Origin of the sequence: Geobacillus sp. Sah69, from assembly GCF_001414205.1 — a bacterium.
In the GTDB taxonomy this organism is placed as follows: Bacteria; Bacillota; Bacilli; order Bacillales; family Anoxybacillaceae; genus Geobacillus; species Geobacillus stearothermophilus.
The window spans coordinates 82,242-108,239 of record NZ_LLKS01000031.1; the positions used below are offsets into that span (position 1 = coordinate 82,242).

General features: G+C 53.3%; 17 protein-coding genes and 1 pseudogene. 12 read left to right on the forward strand and 6 right to left on the reverse strand.

Annotation, left to right across the window (positions count from 1 at the left end):
• Window position 1: 1 nt before the first annotated feature.
• Both narH and AP057_RS06355 read right to left on the reverse strand, forming a co-directional pair.
• Complete coding sequence (gene narH / locus AP057_RS06350; protein ID WP_055358319.1) at window positions 2-1,471, reverse strand: nitrate reductase subunit beta; 1,470 nt, start codon at window positions 1,469-1,471, stop codon at window positions 2-4.
• Window positions 1,461-5,147: a nitrate reductase subunit alpha gene (locus AP057_RS06355; RefSeq protein ID WP_055358320.1), complete on the reverse strand. Its 3,687-nt coding sequence runs from the start codon at window positions 5,145-5,147 to the stop codon at window positions 1,461-1,463. The genes narH and AP057_RS06355 overlap by 11 nt, the downstream gene beginning before the upstream one ends.
• Window positions 5,148-5,318: 171 nt before the next feature.
• Between AP057_RS06355 and AP057_RS06360 the strand changes: the two genes are divergently transcribed.
• The 7 genes and pseudogenes from AP057_RS06360 (at window position 5,319) to AP057_RS06390 (ending at window position 13,924) form a co-directional block, all read left to right on the forward strand.
• The gene (locus tag AP057_RS06360; protein WP_049625993.1) at window positions 5,319-5,822 is read left to right on the forward strand and encodes a metal-dependent hydrolase; all 504 of its coding nucleotides are present in this window, start codon (window positions 5,319-5,321) and stop codon (window positions 5,820-5,822) included.
• Between the two features lie 34 nt (window positions 5,823-5,856).
• A pseudogene (locus AP057_RS06365) lies at window positions 5,857-6,207 on the forward strand (alpha/beta hydrolase); the annotation flags it as partial.
• Between the two features lie 145 nt (window positions 6,208-6,352).
• A complete protein-coding gene (locus AP057_RS06370; protein WP_055358321.1) occupies window positions 6,353-10,513 on the forward strand; it encodes a bacteriocin-processing peptidase family protein in 4,161 nt (1,386 codons plus the stop codon).
• Window positions 10,514-10,594: 81 nt separating this feature from the next.
• A complete protein-coding gene (locus AP057_RS06375; RefSeq protein ID WP_015374914.1) occupies window positions 10,595-10,864 on the forward strand; it encodes a hypothetical protein in 270 nt (89 codons plus the stop codon).
• A gap of 42 nt (window positions 10,865-10,906) precedes the next feature.
• Window positions 10,907-11,656, forward strand: coding sequence for a membrane protein insertase YidC (gene yidC / locus AP057_RS06380; protein ID WP_055358329.1), 750 nt, complete (start codon window positions 10,907-10,909; stop codon window positions 11,654-11,656).
• Window positions 11,657-11,822: 166 nt separating this feature from the next.
• Window positions 11,823-12,374, forward strand: a complete 552-nt coding sequence (locus AP057_RS06385) for a cysteine hydrolase family protein (protein WP_015374912.1) — start codon at window positions 11,823-11,825, stop codon at window positions 12,372-12,374.
• A gap of 80 nt (window positions 12,375-12,454) precedes the next feature.
• A complete protein-coding gene (locus AP057_RS06390) occupies window positions 12,455-13,924 on the forward strand; it encodes a nicotinate phosphoribosyltransferase (RefSeq protein ID WP_015374911.1) in 1,470 nt (489 codons plus the stop codon).
• Window positions 13,925-14,308: 384 nt separating this feature from the next.
• Here the strand turns inward: AP057_RS06390 and pepF are convergent, their stop codons facing one another.
• The gene (gene pepF / locus AP057_RS06395) at window positions 14,309-16,165 is read right to left on the reverse strand and encodes an oligoendopeptidase F (protein WP_055358322.1); all 1,857 of its coding nucleotides are present in this window, start codon (window positions 16,163-16,165) and stop codon (window positions 14,309-14,311) included.
• 89 nt (window positions 16,166-16,254) lie between these two features.
• Here pepF and AP057_RS06400 point away from each other — a divergent pair, with 89 nt between their 5' ends.
• From AP057_RS06400 to pflA, 4 genes are all read left to right on the forward strand, one after another.
• A complete protein-coding gene (locus AP057_RS06400) occupies window positions 16,255-17,145 on the forward strand; it encodes an aldo/keto reductase family oxidoreductase (RefSeq protein WP_055358323.1) in 891 nt (296 codons plus the stop codon).
• Window positions 17,146-17,157: 12 nt separating this feature from the next.
• Window positions 17,158-19,314, forward strand: coding sequence for a DNA topoisomerase III (locus tag AP057_RS06405; RefSeq protein ID WP_049625997.1), 2,157 nt, complete (start codon window positions 17,158-17,160; stop codon window positions 19,312-19,314).
• Window positions 19,315-19,602: 288 nt separating this feature from the next.
• Window positions 19,603-21,852, forward strand: coding sequence for a formate C-acetyltransferase (pflB, locus tag AP057_RS06410; RefSeq protein WP_033016989.1), 2,250 nt, complete (start codon window positions 19,603-19,605; stop codon window positions 21,850-21,852).
• Window positions 21,853-21,910: 58 nt separating this feature from the next.
• Window positions 21,911-22,660 carry a pyruvate formate-lyase-activating protein gene (pflA, locus tag AP057_RS06415; protein ID WP_033016988.1) on the forward strand — a complete coding sequence of 250 codons (750 nt, stop codon included), beginning with the start codon at window positions 21,911-21,913 and terminating at the stop codon, window positions 22,658-22,660.
• Window positions 22,661-22,714: 54 nt separating this feature from the next.
• On the opposite strand, the gene AP057_RS06420 is transcribed toward pflA, so the two are convergent.
• Window positions 22,715-23,593, reverse strand: a complete 879-nt coding sequence (locus AP057_RS06420) for an IS982 family transposase (protein WP_055358161.1) — start codon at window positions 23,591-23,593, stop codon at window positions 22,715-22,717.
• 396 nt (window positions 23,594-23,989) lie between these two features.
• The gene (locus AP057_RS06425) at window positions 23,990-25,270 is read right to left on the reverse strand and encodes an IS110 family transposase (RefSeq protein WP_055358324.1); all 1,281 of its coding nucleotides are present in this window, start codon (window positions 25,268-25,270) and stop codon (window positions 23,990-23,992) included.
• A 263-nt stretch (window positions 25,271-25,533) separates the two neighbouring features.
• Here AP057_RS06425 and AP057_RS17275 point away from each other — a divergent pair, with 263 nt between their 5' ends.
• Window positions 25,534-25,731 carry a hypothetical protein gene (locus AP057_RS17275; protein ID WP_055358325.1) on the forward strand — a complete coding sequence of 66 codons (198 nt, stop codon included), beginning with the start codon at window positions 25,534-25,536 and terminating at the stop codon, window positions 25,729-25,731.
• A gap of 43 nt (window positions 25,732-25,774) precedes the next feature.
• Here the strand turns inward: AP057_RS17275 and AP057_RS06435 are convergent.
• The coding region (locus AP057_RS06435) for a transposase (RefSeq protein ID WP_152968867.1) at window positions 25,775-25,998 on the reverse strand (224 nt) is incomplete at its 5' end.

A 25,998-nucleotide genomic window follows, 5' to 3' on the forward strand; every position in this document is an offset into this window, starting at 1 on the left:
TTTACAGCGTGCCGCAAGCGCCCGGGCCGCCGGCGAACGCCAGCCCGCAGCTGCCTTGTTCGGCGTAGAGGTCAGCGACTTCTTCGCGGTGCGATGCTGGAATGACGAAGCGGTCTTCGTATTTGGCAATCGCGAGCAAACGGTACATCTCTTCAATGTCTTCACGGCTTAAGCCGAGCGATTCAATGAGACGGGTGTCCGGCTGTTTGTTCGTTTGTTTCGCCCGCATATACGAACGCATGGCCGCCATTTTTTTCAACGTCGTACGGATGTGCGCCGTATCGCCCGCCGTCAGCAAATTCGCTAAATATTCGATCGGAATGCGCATTTCATCAATGGCCGGGAAGATGTCATCGGCGCTCGCTTGGCTTCCTTTTCCTTCGATCGTATTCATGATCGGGCTCAGCGGCGGAATGTACCATACCATTGGCAGCGTCCGGTATTCCGGATGCAGCGGCAAAGCGATTTTCCAGTCGACGATCATTTTGTAAATCGGCGAGCGCTGTGCGGCGGCGATCCATTCGTCTGGGATGCCCGCTTCTTTCGCGGCGGCGGCGACGGCTGGATCGTTTGGATCAAGGAAAATATCAAGCTGGGCGTGGTACAGCTGTTTCTCATCTGTGACGCTCGCCGCTTCTTTCACTTTGTCAGCGTCATACAGCATCACACCGATGTAACGGATGCGGCCGACGCACGTTTCCGAACAAATCGTCGGCATGCCGGCTTCGATGCGCGGGAAGCAGAGCGTGCATTTTTCCGCTTTGTTCGTTTGCCAGTTGAAATACACTTTTTTGTACGGACAGCTTGTGACGCAATACCGCCAAGCGCGGCAGGCGTTTTGGTCGACGAGGACGATGCCGTCCTCGTCGCGTTTGTACATGGCGCCTGACGGGCAGCTCGATACGCATGACGGATTGAGGCAATGCTCGCAAATGCGCGGCAAGTACATCATAAAGACATTCTCAAATTCCGTTTGGATCGCCTGCTCCATTTTGACAACGTTCGGATCACGCAAACCGGTGATATGGACGCCGGCCAGATCGTCTTCCCAGTTCGGCCCCCATGACAGCTCCATCCATTCGCCGGTGATGCTTGATTTCGGCCGCGCCACTGGCTGGTATTGTTTTAGCGGGCTGTTCGTCAACGTTTCATAGTCGTAATTCCACGGTTCGTAGTAATCGTCGATCGTAGGCTGGTACGGATTGTAGAACAAGTTGACGAGCCGCATCGCTTTCGAGCCGGATTTGAGCCGCAGTTCGCCGTTTTTCAACTCCCAGCCGCCTCTATACTTCTCTTGGTTTTCCCATTGTTTCGGATAGCCGATTCCGGGTTTCGTTTCAACGTTGTTAAAGTACATGTATTCAGCGCCGGGGCGGTTCGTCCATGTGTTTTTGCACGTGACGCTGCACGTATGGCAGCCGATGCATTTGTCCAAATTCATCACCATGCCGACTTGCGCTTTAATCTTCAAGCCAATCAACCTCCTCGAGTTTGCGGATGACGACGTACAGGTCGCGTTGGTTGCCCGTCGGTCCGTAATAGTTGAATCCGTAGCTTAACTGTGCATATCCGCCGATCATATGCGTCGGCTTTACGTGGATGCGCGTCGGGCTGTTGTGTGTGCCGCCGCGGTTGTTTGTCAGCTTCGTGCCCGGCACGTTAATATGACGGTCTTGCGCGTGGTGCATAAACGCCATGCCGCGCGGCAGCCGGTGGGAGACGACGGCGCGGGCGACGACGACGCCGTTTTCGTTGAAACATTCGATCCAGTCGTTGTCGTTGATGCCGGCTTCGGCCGCATCATCTTTGTTCATCCACACGGTCGGCCCGCCGCGGAAAAGCGTCAACATCGGCAAGGAGTCGAAATACATGCTGTGGATCGACCATTTGTTATGCGGCGTCAAATAGTTCAAGATGACTTCCTTTCCGTTTTCTTTCGGGCGTTTGTTTGAAAACGGACGGTGCGGCAACACCGGCTTGAACGTCGCCATCGTTTCGCCAAACTCGCGCATCAGTTCATGATCGATGTAAAACGACTGCCGGCCGGTCAACGTCCGCCACGGGATGAGCCGTTCGACGTTCGTCGTAAACGGCGAGTAGCGCCGCCCGCCTTTTTCCGAGCCGCTGAACGCCGGCGAGGTGATGACCGTTTTCGGCTGGGCGGTGATTTGTTCAAACGTAAAGCATTCTTCCTCGCGTTCTTTCGCTAAATCGGCCAATTTCAAATCCGTCTTTTTCTCAAGCGCCTCCCACGCTTTCACCGCCATTTTGCCGTTTGTAGTTGATGACAGCGTCAAAATCGCTTCAGCCGCTTTTTTCGCTTCGCTGATATCCGGGCAGCCGTCGGCGATGGAAGCGCGCCGGACAGTGCCGAGCCGGCGTTTCAACTGTTCATACTCGTCTTTCGCTGACCAGGCAATCCCTTTTGTGCCGATCGGCTGGCGGGCGACGTTCGGACCCAGGGCGGTCATTTGATCGTAAATGAGCGTATAGTCGCGCTCGATGACATGAATGTTCGGCATCGTTTTGCCCGGAATCGGTTCAGTTTCGCCTTTGCTCCAGTCTTTCACTTCACCGAACGGCTGCGCCAGCTCTTGCGCCGTATCGTGCAACAGCGGAGTGGCGACGACTTCTTTCATTGGCTTTAAGCCGGCTTGTTTGGCGACATCAGATACGGCTTTCGCGAGTGATTTGAAAATATCCCAGTCCGAGCGCGCTTCCCAGAGCGGAGGCACGGCTGGATTGAATGGATGGACGAACGGATGCATATCCGTGCTGCTTAAGTCATGTTTTTCATACCATGTCGCTGCCGGCAGGACGACATCGGAGTAGAGCGCTGTGCCGGCCATGCGGAAGTCCAAGTTGACAAGCAGATCGAGCTTGCCTTCCGGCGCTTCATCGCGCCAGCGGATTTCTTCCGGGCGCAGGCTGTCGCGGTCATCGTTTAACAAGCCGTTCGTCGTGCCAAGCAAATGTTTTAAGAAGTATTCGTGCCCTTTGCCGGAGCTTGAGATTAAGTTGGCGCGCCAGACGATCAAGTTGCGCGGAAAATTCGCCTCGTTGTCCGGATCTTCGATCGCAAACTGCAATTCTTTCTTTTTCAGCTGTTTCGCGACGTAGGCGCCGATCTCTTCCGGCGTGCGGGCTCCATGGCTTACTGCTTCGTTATACAGCTCGATGCCGTTTTTGTTAAACGTCGGGTACGACGGCAGCCAGCCAAGCCGCGCGGCCAAGACGTTGTAATCGCCAGGGTGTGAATAGCGCGCTTTTTTGGCCAGCGGTGAGATGAGCTCATCGACCGGCCGCTCTTCATAGCGCCATTGGTCGGTCGCAAAGTAAAAGAATGACGTGCCGTTTTGCAATTTCGCTGGTCCGACCCAGTCGCGAGCGGTGGCGATTGTCTGCCATCCTTCCACCGGCCGCAGCTTTTCCTGCCCGACGTAATGGGCCCAACCGCCGCCATTCACCCCTTGGGCGCCGACGAACAAGACAAGGTTCAAGACGGCGCGGTAAATCGTATCGGAGTTGAACCAATGGTTGATCCCGGCGCCGACGATGATCATCGACCGGCCGTTTGTGTCGATCGCGTTGTCGGCAAACTCACGGGCGATTTTCACGACGAGTTCGCGGTCGACGCCGGTGATCGCTTCTTGCCATGCTGGCGTGAATGGCACCTCGTCATCGTACGAGCGGGCGACTGTGCCGCCGATGCCGCGGTCAATGCCGTAGTTGGCCAAAATCAAATCATAGACGGTCGTGACGTAAACGTCTCCTGTTACGGTTTGCACTTTTTTCACTGGAACCGCGCGTTCGATCGTTTTTCCGCCCTCAGCGGTGAAATATGGAAGCTGGATCGAGATGACTTCATCTTCGCTCCCTAAAAACGACAGGCGTGGCTCAAGCGGCTGTTCTGTTTCCTCATCAACAAGACGCAAGTTCCATTTTCCTTTGTCTTCCCAGCGAGCGCCGATCGTTCCATTCGGCACGACAAACGAGCCGGTGTTTTCATCATAGATGACCGGCTTCCATTCGGCATTGTTCGTTTGTTTGCCAAGGTCTTTCGCCAACAAGAAGCGGCCGGCCGTCCATGTGCCGCCGTTTTGTTTTAAGGTGACGACAAACGGAAAATCGGTGTACGTTTTGGCATATCGTTCAAAATATGGAACGGTCCGTTTGACGTAATATTCGTTTAAAATAACATGTCCCATCGCCATCGCCAAGGCGCCGTCCGTCCCTTGCTTCACCGACAGCCAGTCGTCGGCGAATTTTGTCGACTCGGCGTAATCTGGGCTGACGGAGACGACTTTCGTGCCGCGGTAGCGCACTTCGGCTAAAAAGTGAGCGTCCGGAGTCCGGGTGAGCGGGACGTTCGAGCCCCAGGTGATGATGTAGCCGGCGTTGTACCAGTCGCTTGACTCCGGCACGTCCGTTTGGTCGCCCCAAATTTGCGGCGACGCCGGCGGCAAGTCGGCGTACCAATCATAGAAGCTTAACATCGGCCCGCCCATCAGCTGCATGAAGCGCGATCCGGCGGCATGGCTGACCATCGACATGGCTGGAATCGGGGAGAAGCCGACGTTGCGGTCCGGGCCGTATTTGACGACCGTATACAATAAAGAAGCGGCGACAAGCGTCAATGCTTCATCCCAGCTGACGCGCACGAATCCGCCCTTCCCGCGCGCCTGTTTGTAGCGCTTCGCTTTTTCGCGGTCTTCAACGATGCTTTTCCACGCCTCAAGCGGGTTGTTTGGATGATGGGAGAGCGCCTCGCGCCACATGTCAAGCAAGATGCCGCGGACATACGGGTATTTGACGCGCAGCGGGCTGTACATATACCATGAGAAGCTCGCGCCGCGCGGGCAGCCGCGCGGTTCAAAGTCCGGCATATCCGGCCCGGTCGACGGATAGTCGAGCTGCTGTCCTTCCCAGGTGACGATGCCGTTTTTGACGTAAATGTTCCAGCTGCACGACCCCGTGCAGTTGACGCCATGGGTCGAGCGGACGACTTTGTCGTGCTGCCAGCGGCGACGGTACGCATCTTCCCAGGCGCGGTCGCCGTAGGTTGTTTCGCTATGGCCGTCGGCTTGGCGCTCGATCGGCCGAATATATTTGAAACGGTTGGTGAGCGGAGATCGTTTTCGTTTCATTTGCTTCACTCCTTATTAGCGTTGTGCACTTTTAACTATAGCCATGATGTCAATAACGCGATGTTAACTTTGTCACACTTGGTATCATTGTCACAAATCCGTCAAAAAAACGAACGAATATTCTTTTCTGTGGTATAATGGGGAAAACGATAAAAGTTTGAGGGGATTTCGTTGCGATACTCCAGCCATGTCATTGCCACATTATGCCTCGGCGCGGCGGCGGCCGCGCATACAAAGCTGCCGTTTACCGCCGCCTATACGGCGGGGCTTGTCATCGGCAGCCTTCTTCCTGACATTGACGAGCCGTCGTCATACGTCGGCCGCCGTTCGTTCGGCGTCGCGGGGAAAGTAAAAGAAGCGTTCGGCCATCGCGGCATGACGCATTCGCTCATCGTCTGGGGGGTGCTTGCCGCCCTCGTCTGGCGCGACTCGGCGTCGCTGTTTACCGCTGGGCTCGTGCTCGGCTACTTGTTTCATATTGTGGAAGACTTTTTTTCTGTTCAAGGGGTGCCGCTGTTTTGGCCGTTTTCGTCCAAGCGGTGGAAAGTGCCGCTCTATCGGACGGGAAAAGGGATGGAGAAAGCATTGGTTGGCATCGCTTGGATCGCATTCGTCTATTTTGGCGTCAACGGCTTGTTTCACGAATGGTGGCGGTCATGGTTGTCGATGTGGTAACGGCGTCCGATCAAAAAAAGGAAAAAAGAGGTGCGGCGGCGAGCTGCCGAGGTATCTGGATTCGATCGGTTCGGACTTGAAAAATCCGGATGTGAAAGAGCTGGCATACGAGAAAACGCCGACCGCTTCGCTTCTTCAGCTGGCTAGGCTGATGGCACAGACAAAAGCGAAACTCGATCGCATCGTCTGTCCGGCGTTGATTTTTGTCTCCGACGAAGATCACGTCGTGCCGCCGGGAAACGCCGACATCATCTTTCAAGGTATTTCATCGACGGAGAAAGAGATCGTCCGCCTCCGAAACAGCTACCATGTGGCGACGCTCGATTACGACCAACCGATGATTATTGAACGGTCTCTCGAATTTTTCGCCAAGCACGCCGGATAAAACGAATCGGTATATGGCTGATCCTGTTCAAAGGAGAGGCCATTTTTTGTTTGTCGGTATTTTTGTGAAAAAATATGTGGCTGTTTTGCCGGGCTTGTTCTACACTTAATAAATAGCTGGAAAAAGAATAAGGGAGTTTCTTTGTATGAATCATATCAAACCGATCGCATTGCTCGTTGAAGAAAAACGAATCGTGGATGCCCTTGCCCAGGTGCGGCCGCATTTAGAAAACATGGGATTGTTTCAATGGCGGCCGCTCATGGCTTCGTGGGACGAGATCGAACCGTTTCGGACGCTTGTCCGCCTGTTCGACTACGCGCTTATGTACCGGCATAGCGGGCTTGTCGCCCGGTACGCCCACCGGAAGTTCAACACGCTGCAGACGCTCGCGTGGTTGTGCGACGAATGGCTCGATCAACGCCGGCCGCTCGATGTGGAAGAGGCGCTCACTCCGCGCCTGACCGCCGCGCTCGAAGGCCGGGTGGAGGAGCCGAGGGAAGCGATCGCCCGGGCGGCGTTTGCGTTGGTGCGCGCTTTATTGGATATGCAGCGGATCGATGAGGCGCACGAATGGATGGATGTGGTTGCCCGCTATGAAACGGCGCCGATGCATGACAAGTGGGGCTATTTTTATATCGAGACCGGCGACCGGAAGCGCGCCGAACAGGTGATTCGCGCCGGTCTCGATGACCCGGAGCGCGGCGATATGTGCTATTTGCTTCTTGCCGATTTGTATGCGCTCGATGGCCGCCACCGCGAGGCGCTTGCCGTTTTGGAAGAAGGAAAGCAGCGTTTTCCGCAAGTGTTAGCGTTTTACGCTGAGCGCGTGCGCCGCCTGCGCGATGTGCGCGCCTACCGCGAGGCGCTCGCGGCGATGGAGGAGCTTGACCGCCTGAATCCGCTTCATATGCATCGCCGTTATTTCGCCCATTTGCGCGCCGAACTGTATTACCAGCTTGAGGAATGGGAGAAGCTTGAATCGCTTGTGAAAGCGGAGCCGCAGCTTGAAAAAACGCCGTACGCCCGCGCGCTTGGGCGGAAAGGGAAACGGTCGGTGGCGCTGCCGCTTGTGCCGGTCGTGCAAAAGCACAACTATTGCGTGCCGGCGAGTCTGGAAATGATGCTTCGATTGCTTGGTTCCCCCCGCACGCAGGATGAAGTGGCGGAACATATTTTTGATGTGCGCGGATCGAAGTTGTCCACGACCGTACATTATTTGGAAGATATTGGATTTGTTTGCCGCTTTTTCATCGGCACGCTGCCGCGCTGGAAGCGGCTCATTGATGAGGGCGTTCCGGTGCTGTTAAGCGTCGATTACGAACAGTCATCACACGTCCAAGTGCTGTTTGGCTATGACGAACGGCTCGAGGCGTTTTATGTGCAAGACCCGAATCTGTTTGATCCGTTTGTCGTTTCCGAGGACGAGCTTGCCAAGTGGTATGCAGGGACGCATTATTTGTCGATTGTGGCGCTTCCCCGGGAAAAAGCGGCGCTCGCCGCCGAGCTTCCGGAGGAGGAGGACCGCTATTTCCGTGAGCTGCACGCGTTGGCTGAAAAGATGGACGAGGACGAACAGGCGCATTTCGCCGCCTTTGTCGCCTTTTTGCGCCAGCATGAGCACATCCCGTACACATGGCTGTATGTCATGAAGCATTTCGGCATCGACGAGGCGAAGCCGCTTGTATTGGAGTATACGGAACGAGTCTTGAACGAGTATCCGGAACATAACGACTTGCTGCTGATGGCGGCGAAAGCGTACGTCTACACGCAAGAAATGGAGAAGGCTGAAGACGTGCTCAAACGGGTGAAAGGAAAGGCGCAAAGCCCGCTCTACCATTATTTGCGCGGCCGAATCGCCTTTTTTGCCAGCCGCTATGAAGAGGCGGCTCGCTATTTTCGCACCTCGCTCCAGTTGGACCCAGACCAGCCGGAAGTGTGGAGCTATTTCGGGCTCGCCTCGGCGTACGCCGGTCATATCGAAAAAGGGCTCATCTCTTCGCGCGTGGCAGTCAGCCTGTATCCGGGCGATTTGTTTATCGAAACGAATCACGGTGTGCTGTTGTTCCATGCGAAGCGGTTTGCCGAAGCGCGCGACTGGTTTGATCGTCTTGTGCGCCGCGAGCGGCGGGATGCCCAGCTTTGGTATGAGCGGGCCCGCTGCGATCGGGAGCTCGGCCGCCGGCGCAAGGCGGAACGCGGCTTTTGCGTCGCCAAAGCGCTCGACCCGCAGGAACCGTACCCGTATTTGATGTTGGCTGACTTGTATGATGACGACGGTGATCGGGAAAAAGCGAAAGCGGTGTTGGAAGAGGGATTGGCCGCCGCCTGGCGGTTGGCGCCGCTTTACGTCCGCCTTGGTGATCTCTATATGGAGGAAGGAGAGGCGGAACAAGCGGTTTCGTGCTACAAAGAGGCGATCCGCCATGACAGCGATGACGTGTTCGCCCATCTCGGCTTGGCGGCCGCCCTCGCGGAGCGCGGGGATGTGGAAGCGGCGCGCCGGTATGTAATCAAGCAGCGCACCCGTTTTGCCAACAACAGCGAATATTGGCTGAACGCGGGAAGATGGCTTGTCGCCCATGGGTTCGCCGACGAGGAGGAAGGACGCGAGACGGCGCTGTCGTGGTTGGAAGAAGGGTTGCGTCTGGCTGAGTTTGAGGCGGAAGAAGCGTACGAGTTTTACCTTGATCAGCTGGCAACGCCGTCTTTAGAGGAACGCGGCCGGGCGTTTTTAGAGCAGCTTGTCTCGGCTCGCCCGACACTCGCTTCGGCCCATTCCGCTCTCGGCGCCCTTTATGAACGGCAAGGCCGGCCGTCGAAGGCCATGGCGTTTTACCGAGAAGCTGCCGCCATGGGCCATGCGCTTTCCCTCTTCCGGCTCGCGGAGCTGTGCGCCTCGCTTGGACGCCACGAAGAGGCGAAACAACAGTATGAGGCTTGTCTCAAAGCCGATCCATCGTTTGTCCTTTGCCATTTTCGCTTAGCTTCACTCTATGAGGCGGAAGAAAACGAAGAGCGGCAGCACGCGCATTTGCTTCAGGCGGTGCGCTTGGCCCCGAAGCGCATCGATATGGAGCAGCTTGCCGCGATCGCGGAGCCTTCCGCGCTTCTCCGCGCGTTGGCTGACGCCCGTCCGCATGCAGGGGAGGTGTGGTATTACGACAGCCTTGGATATGTTTATGGAGCGCTTGAGCGCCGCGATCAAGAAAAGGCGGCCGTCGAGAAGGCGCTTGCTCTTGACCCGGACCATCCTGAAGTGCTCCGCCATTGGGCGATGGTGCTGATCGCGGAAGGAAGCCAAAAAGAGGCGGCGAAACTGCTCGAACAGTTGATGGTGCGCCATCCGGACGATGAATCGTTGTACCCGTTGTATGTGGCTCTCTTTCCGAAAACGATGCGCGGCTTAGGGAAGCTGCGCCATCGACTCGAGCGGCTGAAGGCAAGCCGCGAGGCGAAAAGCGTGATGTATCGGAACACCGCCTCGGCTCTTTTCCCGTATTTTGGCGAGGAGCAGGGGGGGAATGACGAACCGGTGCGATGGTGGACAAAAGCGAAAGAATGGGTCGGCACCGTTGTCTTGTTTTCGATTGTGACCGATTTCTACGACGAAGCGATTCGCCTCAACCGCAGCGATGCGGAAGCCTACAGGCGGCTCGCCCGCTTATATGCCGCGCTCGAATTGGACAGCGATGCCGTGAAAACGTGGCGCAAAGCGCTTGCCCGCGTTTGGGATCCGTCTTTGGCGCAAGAATTTGTGGAATATTTATTGGCCGCCGATGAGGAAAGAAAACGCGAGGAAGCGAAGCGTTGGCTGGAGCGGCTGCTGGCTGATGACCCGGATGATGTCGACCTGCGCGTGTTGCAGGCGGTCGTTTGGTTTCAAGAAGGACAGCGCGAGAAAGCCGAGCGGCAGCTCGAGGAGATTGTGGCGGAAGAACCGCTCGCCCGTGAGGCGCTCATGTTGCTTGGCGAGCATTATATGGAAACGGGCCGCTATCAAGAAGCGGCGGCGCTTTGGGAGCGCTATGCTGATTGGTATCCTGAGGATGAAGAGTTCCATATGCAGCTTGCGGCTGTTTATGAAGAAGCGGGGCGCATCGATCAGGCGCTCGCGGCCATCGAGCGGTGCGTCCATATGGCCAACGATGCCCGGCTTCGCTACGAACGAGCCCGCTATCTCGCGCTGCTTGGACGCTTCGATGAGGCGAAAGAAGAGCTTCGGGCGGCGCTGGCGGCCGATGAAAGCGGGGAGCTGGCCGTCTTGGCAGCCGACGAGCCGGCATTTCACCGCTTGGAGCGGATGTGATCAATTGTTGCTTTTCTTTCGGTTGAAAGTTTGCTATTGTATGGAAAGAGAACAATCGGCAGGCGAAAGGGAGGTGGACGCATGGAAGCGCCTATTGATTTGCTTGTGTATATGTCGCTTGTCGGCGCGCTATGGATCATCATGAAAGGACATACGAGCGCGCGCCGGATGGCAGGTTCGCTGTTTTATGAACCGGCGTTGGCCGCGGTTCGCGAGCATGAAGCAGAGGGAGGCGCCGAACGGGCGGCGCTTCCATGGCGCCCGCTGTTTTTGCCGCAGCGGCGGAAAATTCCCGTTCGGGAACGGACAAGCCGAACGGATGAGGATGGAAGGCCCTTTCCTTTATGTTGAAACGGCATGATTTTGCAACATGATATTGAAGGAGGGCTTTTCATGAAAAAATGGGTATTGGTGCTGCTTGGCGCCGTTTTGCTTCTTGCCGGCTGCAACCGCAACGAACCGATCGACGAACATAGCCAAGGCATTTGGAACCATTATTTTGTCTATCCAATGTCGAAGCTTCTTTTGACGCTTGGGCACTGGTTTGGCGACAATTACGGCATCGCCATTATCGTGCTGACGCTCATCGTCCGCTTTTGCTTGCTGCCGCTCATTTTGAAGCAGTTCCGCGCATCGATCGCCATGCAAAAACTGCGCCCGGAGCTTATGAAGCTGCAAGAAAAATATAAAAGCAAAGACCTGGAAACGCAGCGCAAGCTCCAGCAAGAAATGATGCAGCTGTATCAAAAGCACGGCGTCAACCCGGCGAGCGGCTGCCTGCCGGTGCTCATTCAAATGCCGATTTTTATGGCGCTGTATTACGCGATTTCGCGGACGCAAGAAATTAAAACGCATTCGTTCTTATGGGTCGAGCTCGGCCATCGCGATCCGTATTTCATTTTGCCCGTTTTAGCGGCGTTGACGACGTTCATCTCGCTCCGCCTGTCGCCGTCGATGGCTGAAGAACAAATGCCGCAAATGGCGATGATGTCGTACATCATGCCGGTCATGATTTTTATCGGCGCCAGCTCCGTTCCATCGGCGCTGTCGCTCTATTGGGTCGTCGGCGGCTGCTTCTCGATCATCCAGTCGCTCATTTTGCGTGCTCAAATGAAAGCGGCCAAAGCGGCGGAAAACAGCTAAAACGACTTCGACAATCCCCTGTCTGCTTCAAAGCAGGCAGGGGATTTGTTGTCTTGTCTGCTGTCCATATTGCTATGGTATAATGGTAGAAAAGCCCAACAAGATGTAGGTGGGATGAAAAAACAGCAACCCGACCATGCAGGAAGAGGAAAAGGAGTGAACGGGAATGAACAAAGCGCTTATTAACATCGACTACACCGTCGATTTCATCGCTGATCATGGCGCGCTTACATGCGGGAAACCGGGGCAGGCGATTGAAAAAGAGCTCGTGCGGGTGACGAAACAGTTTATTGACAACGGTGATTTTGTCGTCTTTGCCATTGACAAGCATGTGGCGGGAGACGACTATCATCCGGAAACGAAGTTGTTTCCGCCGCATAACATTGAAGGGACGGAGGGGCGAAAGCTGTACGGGGAGCTCGAGGCGGTGTATCAGGGGAACAAGCATAAAAACAATGTGTATTGGATGGACAAAACGCGCTACAGCGCGTTCGCCGGAACGGATTTGGAGCTGAAATTGCGCGAAAGAGGCATCACGGAAGTGCATTTGGTCGGCTGCTGCACCGATATTTGCGTTCTTCATACGGCGGTCGATGCGTACAACAAAGGATTTCGCATCGTCGTCCACCGGCGGGCGGTGGCGAGTTTCGACGCGGCGGGACACGAATGGGCGCTCCGCCATTTTCGCCATACGCTAGGCGCGGAAATAGTGGAATAATGGAGAAAACGTGATAGAATAGACGATGAACATTGTTTTATTCGGCGGCGCCGTCATTCGTGTGTTGGAGGTAGCAATTCATGAAGACATATGCTGATGACAGTTTGATGCTTCATACGGACTTATATCAAATCAATATGGTCGAGACGTATTGGGAAGATCGTATGCATGAGCGCCGCGCTGTGTTTGAAGTGTTTTTCCGCAAGCTGCCGTTTGGCAACGGCTATGCGGTGTTCGCTGGGTTGGAGCGCGTCATTCAGTTTTTGCAGCAGTTCCGATTTTCTGACAGCGACATCGACTATTTGCGCCAAGAGCTTGGCTACCGTGATGACTTTTTAGACTATTTGCGGACGCTTCGCTTCACCGGCACGGTCCGTTCGATGCGCGAAGGGGAAGTGGTGTTTGCCAACGAGCCGATTATGCGCATTGAGGCGCCGCTTGCGGAGGCGCAGCTCATTGAAACCGCCATTTTAAACATCATCAATTTTCAGACGCTCATCGCCACGAAAGCGTCGCGCATTAAGCATATTCTCGGGGATGAGCCGGCCTTGGAGTTCGGCAGCCGGCGGGCGCAGGAGATGGATGCGGCGCTTTGGGGCGCGCGCGCAGCGTATATCGGTGGGATTGAGGCGACATCAAACGTGCGTGCCGGGAAGCTGTTTGGCATTCCGGTCGCCGGAACGCACGCCCATTCAATGATTCAAGCGTATCAGGATGAATACACGGCCTTTTTGAAGTATGCACGCCGCCATAAAGACTGTGTCTTTCTTGTCGATACGTACGATACGTTGAAGTCGGGGGTGCCAAACGCCATTCGCGTCGCGAAGGAGCTGGGCGACCAAATCAACTTTATCGGCATCCGCATCGACAGCGGCGATTTGGCCTATTTGTCGAAAGAAGCGCGGAAAATGCTCGATGAAGCCGGATTTCCGAACGCGAAAATTTTCGCCTCAAACGATTTGGACGAAGATACGATTTTAAACTTGAAGTCGCAAGGGGCGAAAATCGATGTGTGGGGGATCGGCACCAAACTCATTACGGCGTACGATCAGCCGGCGCTCGGCGCCGTGTACAAAATGGTGGCGATCGAAAACGAACGCGGTGAGATGGTCGATACGATCAAAATCAGCGGCAATCCGGAAAAAGTGACGACGCCGGGGCTGAAGCGGGTGTACCGCATCGTCAACAAAATCAACCATAAAGCGGAAGGCGACTACATCGCCTTAGAGAGCGAAAACCCGCAGCAAGAAGAGCGGCTGAAAATGTTCCATCCGGTGTACACGTTCATCAGCAAATTCGTCACCAATTTCGAAGCGCGTGACTTGCATGTGACGATCTTCGACAACGGCCGGCTGGTGTATACGTCGCCGCCGCTTCCGGACATTCAAGCGTACGCAAAAGAAAGCTTGCGCTTGTTTTGGGAGGAGTACAAACGGACGCTCAATCCCGAGCAATATCCCGTCGATTTGAGCCAAGCGTGTTGGGACAATAAGATGGAAAACATCCGCAAGGTGAAAGAAAAAATTGCAGGCGCATCTTTAAGTGAATAACTGTCTTGGCTGCGGGGCAAGCGCATGATGTCGCTTTGTGCGCGATCGCCCGCCTTAACCGGTCCCGCGCGTTGCAACGCAAAGCGATATTCTTTTTTCCGCCGCAATAACAAAGGTGTCCCGAACGGCGCGGGACACCTCTTTCATGTATATAGATGTAACGAAGAAGTTTAACATATCCTTGACGGAAAAGCGGTTTGTCCATTTTCGACTGTCGAAGGCAAGCGTGTGGCTTGCCTCCGTCACGCCTTAGCGTGACGGAAGACCGAACAACGACTCGCTTCACAGACCCATTCATGGGTCTTTAAGCGGCGTTGTTCGGTCACTCGACAGTCGGATGCAATGACCGGCAAAGACGAAAAATGTTAAAGCTTTAAATTGCATCTATATAGACCGCTGACGGTTTTGGCTTGACAGCTGCCGATCGAGTTCGTCAACGAGTTCGGCGAAATGACCTAAGACCCGCTCGATCGGTTCGGGGCTTGTCATATCCACTCCGGCTCGCTTGAGCAGACGGATCGGATCATCGGATGCGCCGGAGCGCAAAAATTGTTTGTACCGCTTCACCGCCTTGCCGCTTGTATCGGTTTGGATGCCGCTCACAATGGTGTACGACGCCGCGAGCGAAGTGGCATATTTGTATACATAAAAGGCGTCATAAAAATGCGGGATGCGCAGCCAGCCGTGCGCGGCGCCGGGATCGGCGGCGTACGCCGGGCCGTAATACATTTTGAGCAGGCCAAGCCAAAGATGGTTCAGTTCGTCCGCTGTCAGACTGCCGCCTTGGCGCACTTTGTCATGAATCATCCGTTCAAATTCGGAATACATCACTTGCGTGTACAACGTGCCGCGGATTTGCTCGATTTGTTCGACGAGCAGGCGGAGTTTTTCTTCTTTTGTTTTCGCCTGTTTGTACAAATAATCGAGCATGAGCCATTCGTTCGCGGTCGAGGCGACTTCGGCGGTGAAAATCGAATGACCGGAATAATGGTACGGCTGCGCGCGGTTCGTGTAGACGGAATGCATGGCGTGCCCAAGCTCGTGAGCCATCGTCAATACGCCATCAAGCGAACCGTTGTAATTGAGCAAGATGAACGGATGGGTGTCATACGCTCCCGTGTTGTAGCCGCCGGTATATTTTTTCGGGCGCGGGAAGACATCAAGCCATCGCTCTTGAAACGCTCGGTGCACCTGTTTGATATAGTCGGCGCCGAGCGGCTTGAGCCCTTCGACAATGAACGTTTTCGCTGTTTCAACTGGGATCGATTTCGCCGTTTCGCCGACAAGCGGCACGTACAAATCATAGCTGTGAACGCGGTCAAGCCCGAGCGCGCGCCGCCGCAATTCGATATAGCGGTGCAGCGCCGGCAAATGGCGGCGGGTGGCGGCGATTAAGTTGTCGAACACTTCCTTCGGGACATCGTCGGCGGCCAGAGCGGCGGCCAGGCCGGATGGATAGCGGCGCACGTTCGCATACAATTCGTCCGCTTTGACCGAGGCGTACAACGTCGCCGCGGCGGTCTGCTCGAGCGCCTCATAGCTTTTCGCTTTCGCTTCAAACGCCGCCTTTCGATAGCGGCGGTCCGGGTGCTCGAGCATGGCGGCGTATTGGTCGTCGGTCAATGTCACTGTTTTTCCATTCGGCATCGTGACAGACGGCGGCTCGTAATCGCCGCGGACGGCGTGGTCATAAATGTTCTCCGTCTCGCCGAGCACCGGCGATAGTTTCGCGAGCAGCCGTTCTTCGCGTTTCGTAAGCGTATGCGGCTTTTGCTCGCGCAACTCATGGAAGTAATAGCGGTACGCTTTCAGCTCTTTGCTCGTTTGGAGCTTCTTGAGCGTCCGCTCGGGTAGGGCGAGCAGTTCCGGCTCGATGAACGCTGTTTTCGCCGCATATTGGGCGGCGAGCGCTTCCACTTTTGCCCCAAGCCGGGCCGCTGCCTCGTCTTCAATGTTCAGATCGCGTTTTAAATGGGTGTAAAGCGCCAGTTTTTCGAGCTTGCGGGCCGTTTGTTCGTTGAGGGCGAACAGTTTGGCGATCGTCTTTTCATCATCGAGTTTTCCTTCAAACGCCGCCAGTTTCGGCAAGGCGTTTTGCACCGCCTTGTAGTCGTGCATCCACTCGGCTTCGGATGGATAAATGTCGGCTAGGTTCCATTCGTATGCGGTTTCGGCGGCTGATGCCGGCCATGGGGAGGCGAAAAGAAGCACAGCGGCGAGCCCAAGAAGCCAGCGCTTCATATCATCACGTCCTTTCCGTTTTTTCCTCTTGTTGGTAGTATGCGCAAGCGGAACGATTTTAGCCAAAAATAAAGAAAGGGAGACAATCAATGGAACGAATTCGGTTGGCGGACGATTTGACGTTTTCCCGCCTCATTCACGGCTGTTGGCGGCTTGCGGACTGGGGCTATTCGCGCGAGCAGCTGCTCGGGCTCATTGAATTTTGTCTTGAGCGCGGCATTACGACGTTTGACCATGCTGATATTTACGGCGACTATACGTGTGAATCGCGCTTTGGCGAAGCACTGGCGTTAAAGCCAAGCTTGCGCGGTCAGATCGAGATCGTGACGAAATGCGGCATCAAGCTGCCATCGAAGTACGGGATGAAATTATACGATACAAGCAAAAATCATATCATCGCTTCGGTTGAGCAATCCCTTCGACACTTCCATACCGATTATATTGATGTATTGCTTATCCACCGCCCGGATCCGTTTATGAACCCGGAAGAGGTGGCCGAGGCGTTTCTCCAACTCAAGCAGGATGGAAAAGTGCGCTATTTTGGCGTTTCCAACTTTAAACGTTTGCAGTGGGAAATGCTTCAGTCGTATTTGCCGTTTCCGCTCGTGACCAACCAAATCGAAGTATCGGCGTATCGGTTGGAAAATCTTGAAGACGGCACCGTTGACCTTTGCCTTGAGAAGCGCATTCCGCCAATGGTATGGTCGCCGCTCACCGGCGGGGCGATTTTTTCCGCTGACGATGACCGGGCGGTGCGGTTGCGCGGGACGCTTGAACAAGTGCGGGGTGAGGTGGGCGCTGAGACGATCGACGAAGTGTTGTACGCGTGGCTTCTCGTTCATCCAGCGCGGATGATGCCGATTGTCGGCTCGGGGAAACAAGAACGCATCGAGCGGGCGGTGCGGGCGTTGTCGCTTCCGCTTTCCCGCGAGCAATGGTTCGCTATCTTACAAAGCTCCATGGGGCATGATGTGCCGTAAGGGGAGAGGACGATGAAGGTCATTATCGCGGAAAAGCCGGACCAAGGGGCGACGCTCGCCTCGATTTTTCGGACGAAAAAACGGCAAGGCTATATCGAAATTTTGCCGAATGACTTGTTTCCCGACGGGGCGTATATGACATGGGCGATCGGGCATTTGTTCCAGCTCGCCCCGCCGGAGCGGTATCGGCCGGAGTGGAAGCGGTGGACGCTCGGCACGTTGCCGATCATCCCGGAACGGTTTGAGTATGAGATCGAAAAAGCGAAGGCGAAACAGTTCAAGGTTGTGAAAGAATTGCTGCGAAAGCCGGAAGTGACGGAAATCATCCATGCCGGCGACGCGGGGCGCGAAGGGGAGCTCATTGTGCGCAACCTCATCCGCCTAAGCGGCGTGAACAAGCCGATGAAGCGGCTTTGGCTGTCGTCCTTGACTCCGAAGGCGATCGAGGAAGGGTTCCGCCGCCTGCTTGATGAACGGACGACGCGCCCGCTCTATGAGGAAGCGTACGCCCGCGCCTGCGCGGATTGGCTCGTCGGCATGAACGCCTCGCGCGTGTACAGCCTCTTGCTGAAGGAGCGCGGGATGAACGATGTGTTTTCCGTCGGGCGCGTGCAGACGCCGACATTGGCGCTGATCGTCCGGCGTGAGCGGGAAATTGAGCAGTTCCGCCCTGAACCGTTTTGGGAAGTCGTCGCCTCGTTTGTCATTGGCGACAAGCGTTATGAAGGAAAATGGACGGATAAAAACGGCCAAACGCGTCTTGGGGACGAGGAGATGGCGAAAAAGATCGCTGCCTTTTGCCAAGGAAAACGGGCGGAAGTCGCCGACGTCCACACAGAGCGGAAAACGTATCAGCCGCCGCTGTTGTTCAACTTATCGACGCTGCAAGCGACAGCGAACAAGTTGTACCGCTTCTCGCCGAAAAAGACGCTTGATGTGCTGCAATCGCTCTACCAAAAAGGGATCGTTTCGTATCCTCGTTCCGATTCGATGCATGTGACGAAAGGGGAAGCGGAAACGTTTCCCGCCATTTTGCAAAAGCTGTCCTCGTTTCCGGCGTACGCTTCGTATTTTCCGCTGCCGCAGCCGTCGATTTTACAGAATAAACGTTATGTAAACGAGAAAAAGGTGACGGACCATTACGCCATTATCCCGACCGAGCAAGTGGTGGATCCCGAGAAGCTGTCAGCCGACGAACGGAAGGTGTACGATTTGGTCGTCCGCCGCCTAATTGCCGCCCACCATCAGGCGGCGGTCATCGATTATACGACCGTCACAACGCTCGTTGACGGCCGGGCCCGCTTTGTTTCGAAAGGAAGACAAGTCGTCGAGGAAGGATGGCGCGCCGTCATCCGTCCGCATGAGGAGGAGAAAGATGCTGCGCTGCCTCTCCTTGAGCGAGGGGAGGCGGGGGAAGCGGCCGCTGTCAAGGTGAAAGAAGGGAAGACCGAGCCGCCGAAACGGTATACAGAAGGCGAACTCATCACCTTGATGAAAACGGCGGGAAAATTTTTGGACGATGAGGAACTGGAAAAAGTGCTCGCCAAAACGGAAGGGCTCGGCACGGAAGCAACAAGGGCGGCGATCATTACCATGCTGAAAGAGCGGAAGTATATTGAAGTGAAAAACAACCTCGTATATGCGACCGACAAGGCGAAAGTATTGATCGAGGCGCTCGGCGGCACGATTCTCGCCTCGCCGGAAATGACGGCGAAATGGGAGCAGCGCTTAAGCGAAATCGGCGAAGGGAGCGCCTCTCCCGCTGCCTTTATGGAACAGGTGAAAAAGTTGGCGCAAAAAGTGGTCGCTGACGCCATCGCCGCTGCGCCGAATTGGAATTTCAGAGGGGTTGACACCGCCTCGATCCAACGGACAAGGAAGAAAAAAACGATGGGCGAGAAGCTTGGACCGTGCCCGCTTTGCGGCGGGACCGTCGTCGACAAAGGAACGTTGTACGGCTGCGACCAGTACGCGAAAACAAAATGCCCGTTTACGATCTCCAAACGCATTCTCGGCAAATCGATTTCGGCGGCCAATGTGAAAAAACTGCTGGCGCAAGGGAAAACGAATGTCATCAAAGGGTTTAAAAAAGGCGAAAAAACGTTTGACGCCATCCTTGTCTGGGATGAAAACGAGAAGAAATTATCGTTTCAGTTTCCGAAGCGGTGACAAGGGCGGGGGAGGAAAGGATGGAGCGCTTGGCAAAAAGGCGGACCGATGGCGGACCGCCGATCTGACCTCCCGATTTATAACAAGGGATGGAGATTTTTTATTTTTACATCCTTCTTCATGTTCATTGGTTGTCATTTCTTCTTTTTTCACTGTCTTTAAATTAAAATTGTTCAACATTTCACAAACTATTCAATAATAGATGATTCTAAGCATCCAAAAATATAGTATCATAGAGATGAGATCTGTTATATATGATTGTTCTGAACAATTGGGAGGGGATCTGTTATGAAACAAGCTGTTGCTGTATTAGACCCGTGGCGAAATTTTAAAGGGTCTAAATGGAAAAAGTCCATTGACGTCCGTGACTTTATTTTAAACAACGTAACCGTTTACTATGGGGATGAATCGTTTTTAGAAGGACCGACCGAAGCAACGAAAAAACTTTGGGAACAAGTGATGGAATTGTCGAAGCAAGAACGCGAAAAAGGCGGCGTTCTTGATATGGACACATCCATTGTTTCCACCATCACTTCCCACAGACCAGGTTATTTAAACAAAGACTTGGAAAAAATCGTTGGCTTTCAAACGGATAAACCGTTTAAGCGCGCATTAATGCCGTTCGGCGGCATCCGCATGGCGCAGCAATCATGTGAAGCATACGGCTACAAAATAAGCGACGAAGTGAAAAAAATCTTTACGGAATACCGAAAAACGCATAACCAAGGTGTATTTGACGTTTACACCGAAGAAATGAGATTAGCGCGCAAAGCAGGAATCATCACCGGTCTTCCAGACGCGTACGGACGCGGCCGCATTATTGGCGACTATCGCCGTGTAGCATTATACGGTGTCGATCGTCTGATTGAAGAAAAACAAAAGGATTTGAAAAACACCGGCGCAAGAACGATGACGGAAGACATTATCCGCCTTCGCGAGGAAATTGCTGAACAAATTCGCGCGTTAAACGAATTGAAACAAATGGCATTAAGCTACGGTTACGACATTTCCAAACCAGCGCGAAACGCGCATGAAGCATTCCAATGGCTCTATTTCGCTTATCTCGCCGCCATTAAAGAACAAAACGGCGCAGCGATGAGCTTAGGGCGCGTTTCCACCTTCTTAGATATTTATATCGAACGCGACCTACAAGAAGGTACACTAACAGAAAAAGAAGCGCAAGAGCTTGTCGACCATTTTGTGATGAAATTGCGCCTTGTCAAATTCGCAAGAACGCCGGAATATAACGAACTATTTAGCGGCGACCCGACATGGGTAACAGAATCAATTGGCGGAGTCGCTATCGACGGTCGTCCGTTAGTAACGAAAAACTCGTTCCGTTTCCTTCATACGTTAGATAACTTAGGACCTGCGCCAGAACCAAACTTAACCGTACTTTGGTCGAAACAATTACCGGAAGCGTTCAAAGAATATTGCGCGAAAATGTCGATTAAAACAAGCTCGATTCAATATGAAAACGACGACTTAATGCGCGTTGAATTTGGCGATGATTACGGAATTGCCTGCTGCGTATCGGCGATGCGAATCGGTAAACAAATGCAATTTTTCGGAGCGCGCGCCAACCTCGCGAAAGCATTGTTATATGCGATTAACGGCGGCGTCGATGAAAAATTAAAAATTCAAGTTGGTCCTGAATTTGCGCCAATTACATCCGAATATTTAGATTATGGCGAAGTAATGCGTAAATTCGATCAAGTGCTTGAATGGCTTGCCGAACTTTATATTAATACACTCAATGTCATCCATTACATGCACGACAAATATTGTTACGAACGCATTGAAATGGCGCTTCATGATACCCACGTTTTGCGCACAATGGCAACTGGTATTGCCGGGCTATCGGTTGTCGCCGATTCGTTAAGCGCGATCAAATATGCAAAAGTAAAACCGATTCGCGATGAAAACGGCATTGCTGTTGATTTTGAAATTGAAGGCGACTTCCCGAAATACGGAAATAACGATGATCGCGTCGACCAAATTGCGGTTGATTTAGTCGAACGCTTTATGACGAAATTGAAAAAACATAAAACGTATCGCGATTCAAAACATACGTTATCGATTTTAACGATTACATCAAACGTCGTATACGGTAAAAAGACAGGCAATACACCAGATGGCCGCCGCGCTGGCGAACCGTTTGCTCCAGGAGCGAACCCGCTACACGGCCGCGACATGAAAGGTGCGCTCGCTTCGTTAAGCTCTGTGGCAAAATTGCCGTATGAACACGCCCTAGACGGTATTTCAAACACGTTCTCGATCGTTCCGAAAGCGTTAGGAAAAGACGAGGAAACACGTATTCACAATCTTGTCGCTATTTTAGACGGTTACATGGAAAAAGGCGGGCATCATCTCAACATTAACGTGTTGAATCGCGAAACATTATTAGACGCGATGGAACATCCAGAAAAATATCCGCAATTAACGATTCGCGTCTCTGGATATGCCGTCAACTTCATTAAACTAACTCGTGAACAACAAATTGACGTCATTAACCGCACGTTCCATGAAACAATGTAATCTCTCCCCCCTCCTTCTTGTGAGGGGGTATATTTCTCTTAGGAAGGAGAACATGCGTATGAAAGGATTTATTCACTCCATCGAATCATGCGGTACCGTCGATGGCCCGGGCCTTCGTTATGTCATCTTTACACAAGGATGTGTATTGCGCTGCCAATATTGCCATAACGCCGATACATGGGAAATCGGAAAAGGAAAAGAAATGACCGTAGAAGAAATTATCGATGACGTGAAAACGTACTTGCCGTTTATCAACGCTTCCGGCGGCGGGATTACCGTCAGCGGCGGAGAACCTTTGCTACAAATCGACTTTTTAATTGAGCTATTTAAAGCATGCAAAAAACTCGGCATTCATACAGCAATCGATTCGTCAGGGGGATGCTACACGACAGAAGCATCGTTCCAGCAAAAATTAAATGAATTGCTTTCCTATACGGATTTAATTTTGCTTGATTTAAAACATATCGATGAAAAAAAACATCGGAAACTGACAGGAAAAACAAATAAACACATTTTACAATTTGCTCGGTTTTTATCCGAAAAAAACGTTCCTGTTTGGATCCGGCATGTTCTCGTTCCAACCATTACCGATGACCCTAATGACTTGCGCCGTCTCGCCGCTTTTATTCGTACGTTAAATAATGTGGAAAAAATTGAAATTCTCCCGTACCATAAACTAGGGGTATACAAATGGAAAGCGCTTGGATTGAAGTATCCTTTGGAAGGAATTGAACCTCCTTCGGAAGAAAGCGTACAAATGGCCCAACAAATCTTAAATGGAACGGAAAATAGCACGCCTCTTACGTAATGTAAGAGTTTTTTTCTGATTTCACATATATATACCCGTGGTGCTAGTTGAGCTTTATCGCTCAACTAGCCCAAGTGTAACCAGGGAATAAGCTAACAATATACCGTCTAGTGCCACTTCAAATCCGATAATCGAATTGGCTCGGATCCCCGTGATGCGATAGTGATCAACCAGAACCGAGAACACCGTCTCGATCACTTTGCGTTTTTGTTGGATCCACTGCTCCCATGTCTCAGACGCACGATGTTTCTGGTTTTTTCGAGACGGAGTCCAAAGCGCCATTTGGTATTCTTCGTACAGCCTTTTTTGCAAGTCACGGCTAATGAATCCTTTGTCCCCAAAGTTATACGGGTGGGGAATTTGGGTCATCACGCTTTCGGCTGCGATTCGATCGTGGCAAGATGCTTCCGTCACCACATAYCCCATTGGCAGCCYTTGATCGGTCACTTGAAGGTGCAGCTTCAACCCGTAGTACCATTGCTTTTTGGAAGCGCAATACCCGATGTCGGCGATCTCTTGAAACCGTTTRACGCGATGCATTCTTGCCGTATGGCACAACGGGAGCGGCAAGCTGTCMACGACGGCATAGGCATGATGTTGACCGCGTTTTGCCAGCTCATGMCGGATCCATTTGATGGCGAAACCAAGCGCCCGGCAACGGCGGTTGTATCGGGAGCGTTCAAGAAACGAGCCGTTTGTGAACAAATTTCCCGTGACAAAACGATGCCACGCCCGTTCAGAAGTAAAACCGAGCAGCTTTCCTAAAAGATGAATGGCGATGATGACAGCGTCCTCTTGCTTGACCAAATGGCGATTTCGACGATGAAGATGCACCTGAATGCATGAAAGTTGAGCAGAAACAAAAACGAAAATGGCGGCATATTGCTTTTGAATCTTGGCTCGATCTGTAGTAAAATGAAAGTGCTCTTGCATAGGGATCCTCCCTCTAGAAATGTTGATCTATCAAGGCTTTTCGGCCTCTCAGGGGTGTCCAAAAAATATTTTTCGACAAAATCCCTTACATCCTTTTTCAGTTTTGTGGATATCTTACAGACCTAGGGTGCGCTTCGCGGCCACGGCTGGTTATATTTTCCTGCCGCGGGGGGGAAGCATATTCGATGCACCCTTTGGATCTCCGCGTCGCTGATGAGGACGAACCCTCCCATGTCTCCGGGCGTCTTCGCGCCAACATTCCCTCGTTCGGTCTCGTCATCAGGCGGAGGCCGGCCAAGCTCCTTTVGGGACTCAAGGTCGAATGGATGAAATCACGCCAGCTTCTCCGGTGTCATCTCGTTGTCCAACGATTCTTCCGTTCGCAGGGGGGAGGCCTTAGGCCGCCCGTTGCACCTGGGACAAGACGTCCTGTTTCATTCGCTCCGCGTCAAACGCTTGTTTCTTCGTACAAATCGCAAACAGCACATTCAACAGCTTCCGGCACAAGGCGACGATGGACTGCTTTCCGGTCAGCGGATTGACGGAKCGGGTCGTATAATACTCATGCAGCTCGCGAAACGCCTCGTTGTGCCGAATCAGCGGAATCATCGCCCGAAACAGCACCGAGCGCAGCCGTTTCCGTCCCCGTTTGGAGATGTGCTTTTGCCCTTTGCGCTGGCCGGAGGAGTTCTCCTTGAGCGTCAGGCCCGCCAACTTCACCAATTGGCGCGGGTCCCGATAATGGGCGAAGCTGCCGATCTCCGCCAGCAGATCGATGATCGTGGCGTCTCCCAACCCGTCGACCGTTTTCAACCATTGGTACTCCATCGTCGTTTGAACCAATGCCTTCAACTCGGCGTCCAGTGCAGCGATCTCCGCCTCCAATTGGCGGTATCGGCGGACGAGCGCGGCGATCTCAAACCGGGCCATCGTCGTCCCTTCCGTCACCCCAATCGAGTCCTTCGCGGTGTTGATCAACGCCTGAATTTTGGCCTTCTGCGGGCATTTCATCCCTTCGCTTTGCCGGTACACCTCGATGAGCTCCTCGGCGGTCCGGCCGGCCATATCAGCCGGAAGCGGCGTCCACTCCAGCACCGAAAGCGCCGTTTTCCCCAGGTCGCGAAACACCGTCCAAAACTCCGGAAAATATCGGTCGGTCCAGCGGACGATCGCGTTTTTCACCGCCGTCTGTTCCTTGCGGAGCTTCTCTTTGAGCGTGCTTCCCACGCGCAAATCGGCTTCGATCTCGTGCAGCAGCCGGGGGACGAGGAATCGTCCGTCTTTTGCCAGTCTGGCAATGACCAGGGCGTCTTTGGCGTCGTGTTTCGTCGGCAGGTTGTCATCGAGTTCTTTCGACCGGCACACATGCGCCGGGTTGACCATGACCAACGGGATCCCGTGCTCCTCGAGGAAGTAGGCCAGGTTCAACCAGTAGTGCCCGGTCGGCTCCACCGCGACGATCACCTCTGACTTCCCAAACGCTTGCATCGCCTCCTGAATCGCTTTATACAGCTGCTGAAACCCCTCTTTCGACTGGAAGATCGGGAACGACTTGCGAAGCACGCGCCCCCGGTCATCCACGAAGCAGGCGTAGTGGGTTCGTTTCGCGATATCGATGCCCACGACAAGCGTTTGTTCCGTAACTTGATCAATTTTATAGTTTTGTGTACAATTCATCTGAAGTCCTCCTTGGCATGATGGTAGGTATTGTTTGACACCCCTGCATCATACCAAGAGGGCTTTTTTTGATCAAGTCCCCGGAAAAGCTCCTAACGGGAATGCTCCTTTGTTTTGGCTGTTGGGTGTCGTTACCTCAATGATGGCCGAAAACAACGGGGGTGGCAAGCTTTTTTTCTTCCAACCGTTGAAACTCAAGGGAAAACCGTGAGTGTGGAGGATAAACTTTTGACAATACCTTAAAACGAAGGGAGGGATCATAGATGAAAAAGAAAATTGCATTTGTTTCTTCATTTGCGCTAGCAACATTGTTAGTAGTCGGACAGTTTTCTTATGCGGAAAAGCCAGACAGCATGACGAACATGATGAATGGAAACGGTATGATGAAGATGATGGAAGCGATGAATTCTCCTCAAGGACAAAAAATGATGGTAACTATTCACCCCAGTGCTAGTGTATAAAAAAGCCCAGCACAAATAGGGCATTTCGGTCATAGAAAATGCCCTAGGTAGCGGAAAGAACTCGATCGATCGTTTCGCCTGCCAACAGAAGACATAACGAATCCCACACGTTTTTTTCGTGTTTCGTCAGTGTGGAAACGATGCTTCTTGCGATGCAAAACGACTGCGCGAATGTTTCTTCGCGAAACGTACCCGAAATGTTCTCTTTGACTTTGACCATGCGAAGATCGCGTTCGGCTTGGTTGTTATCAAAGGGAACATGTACTT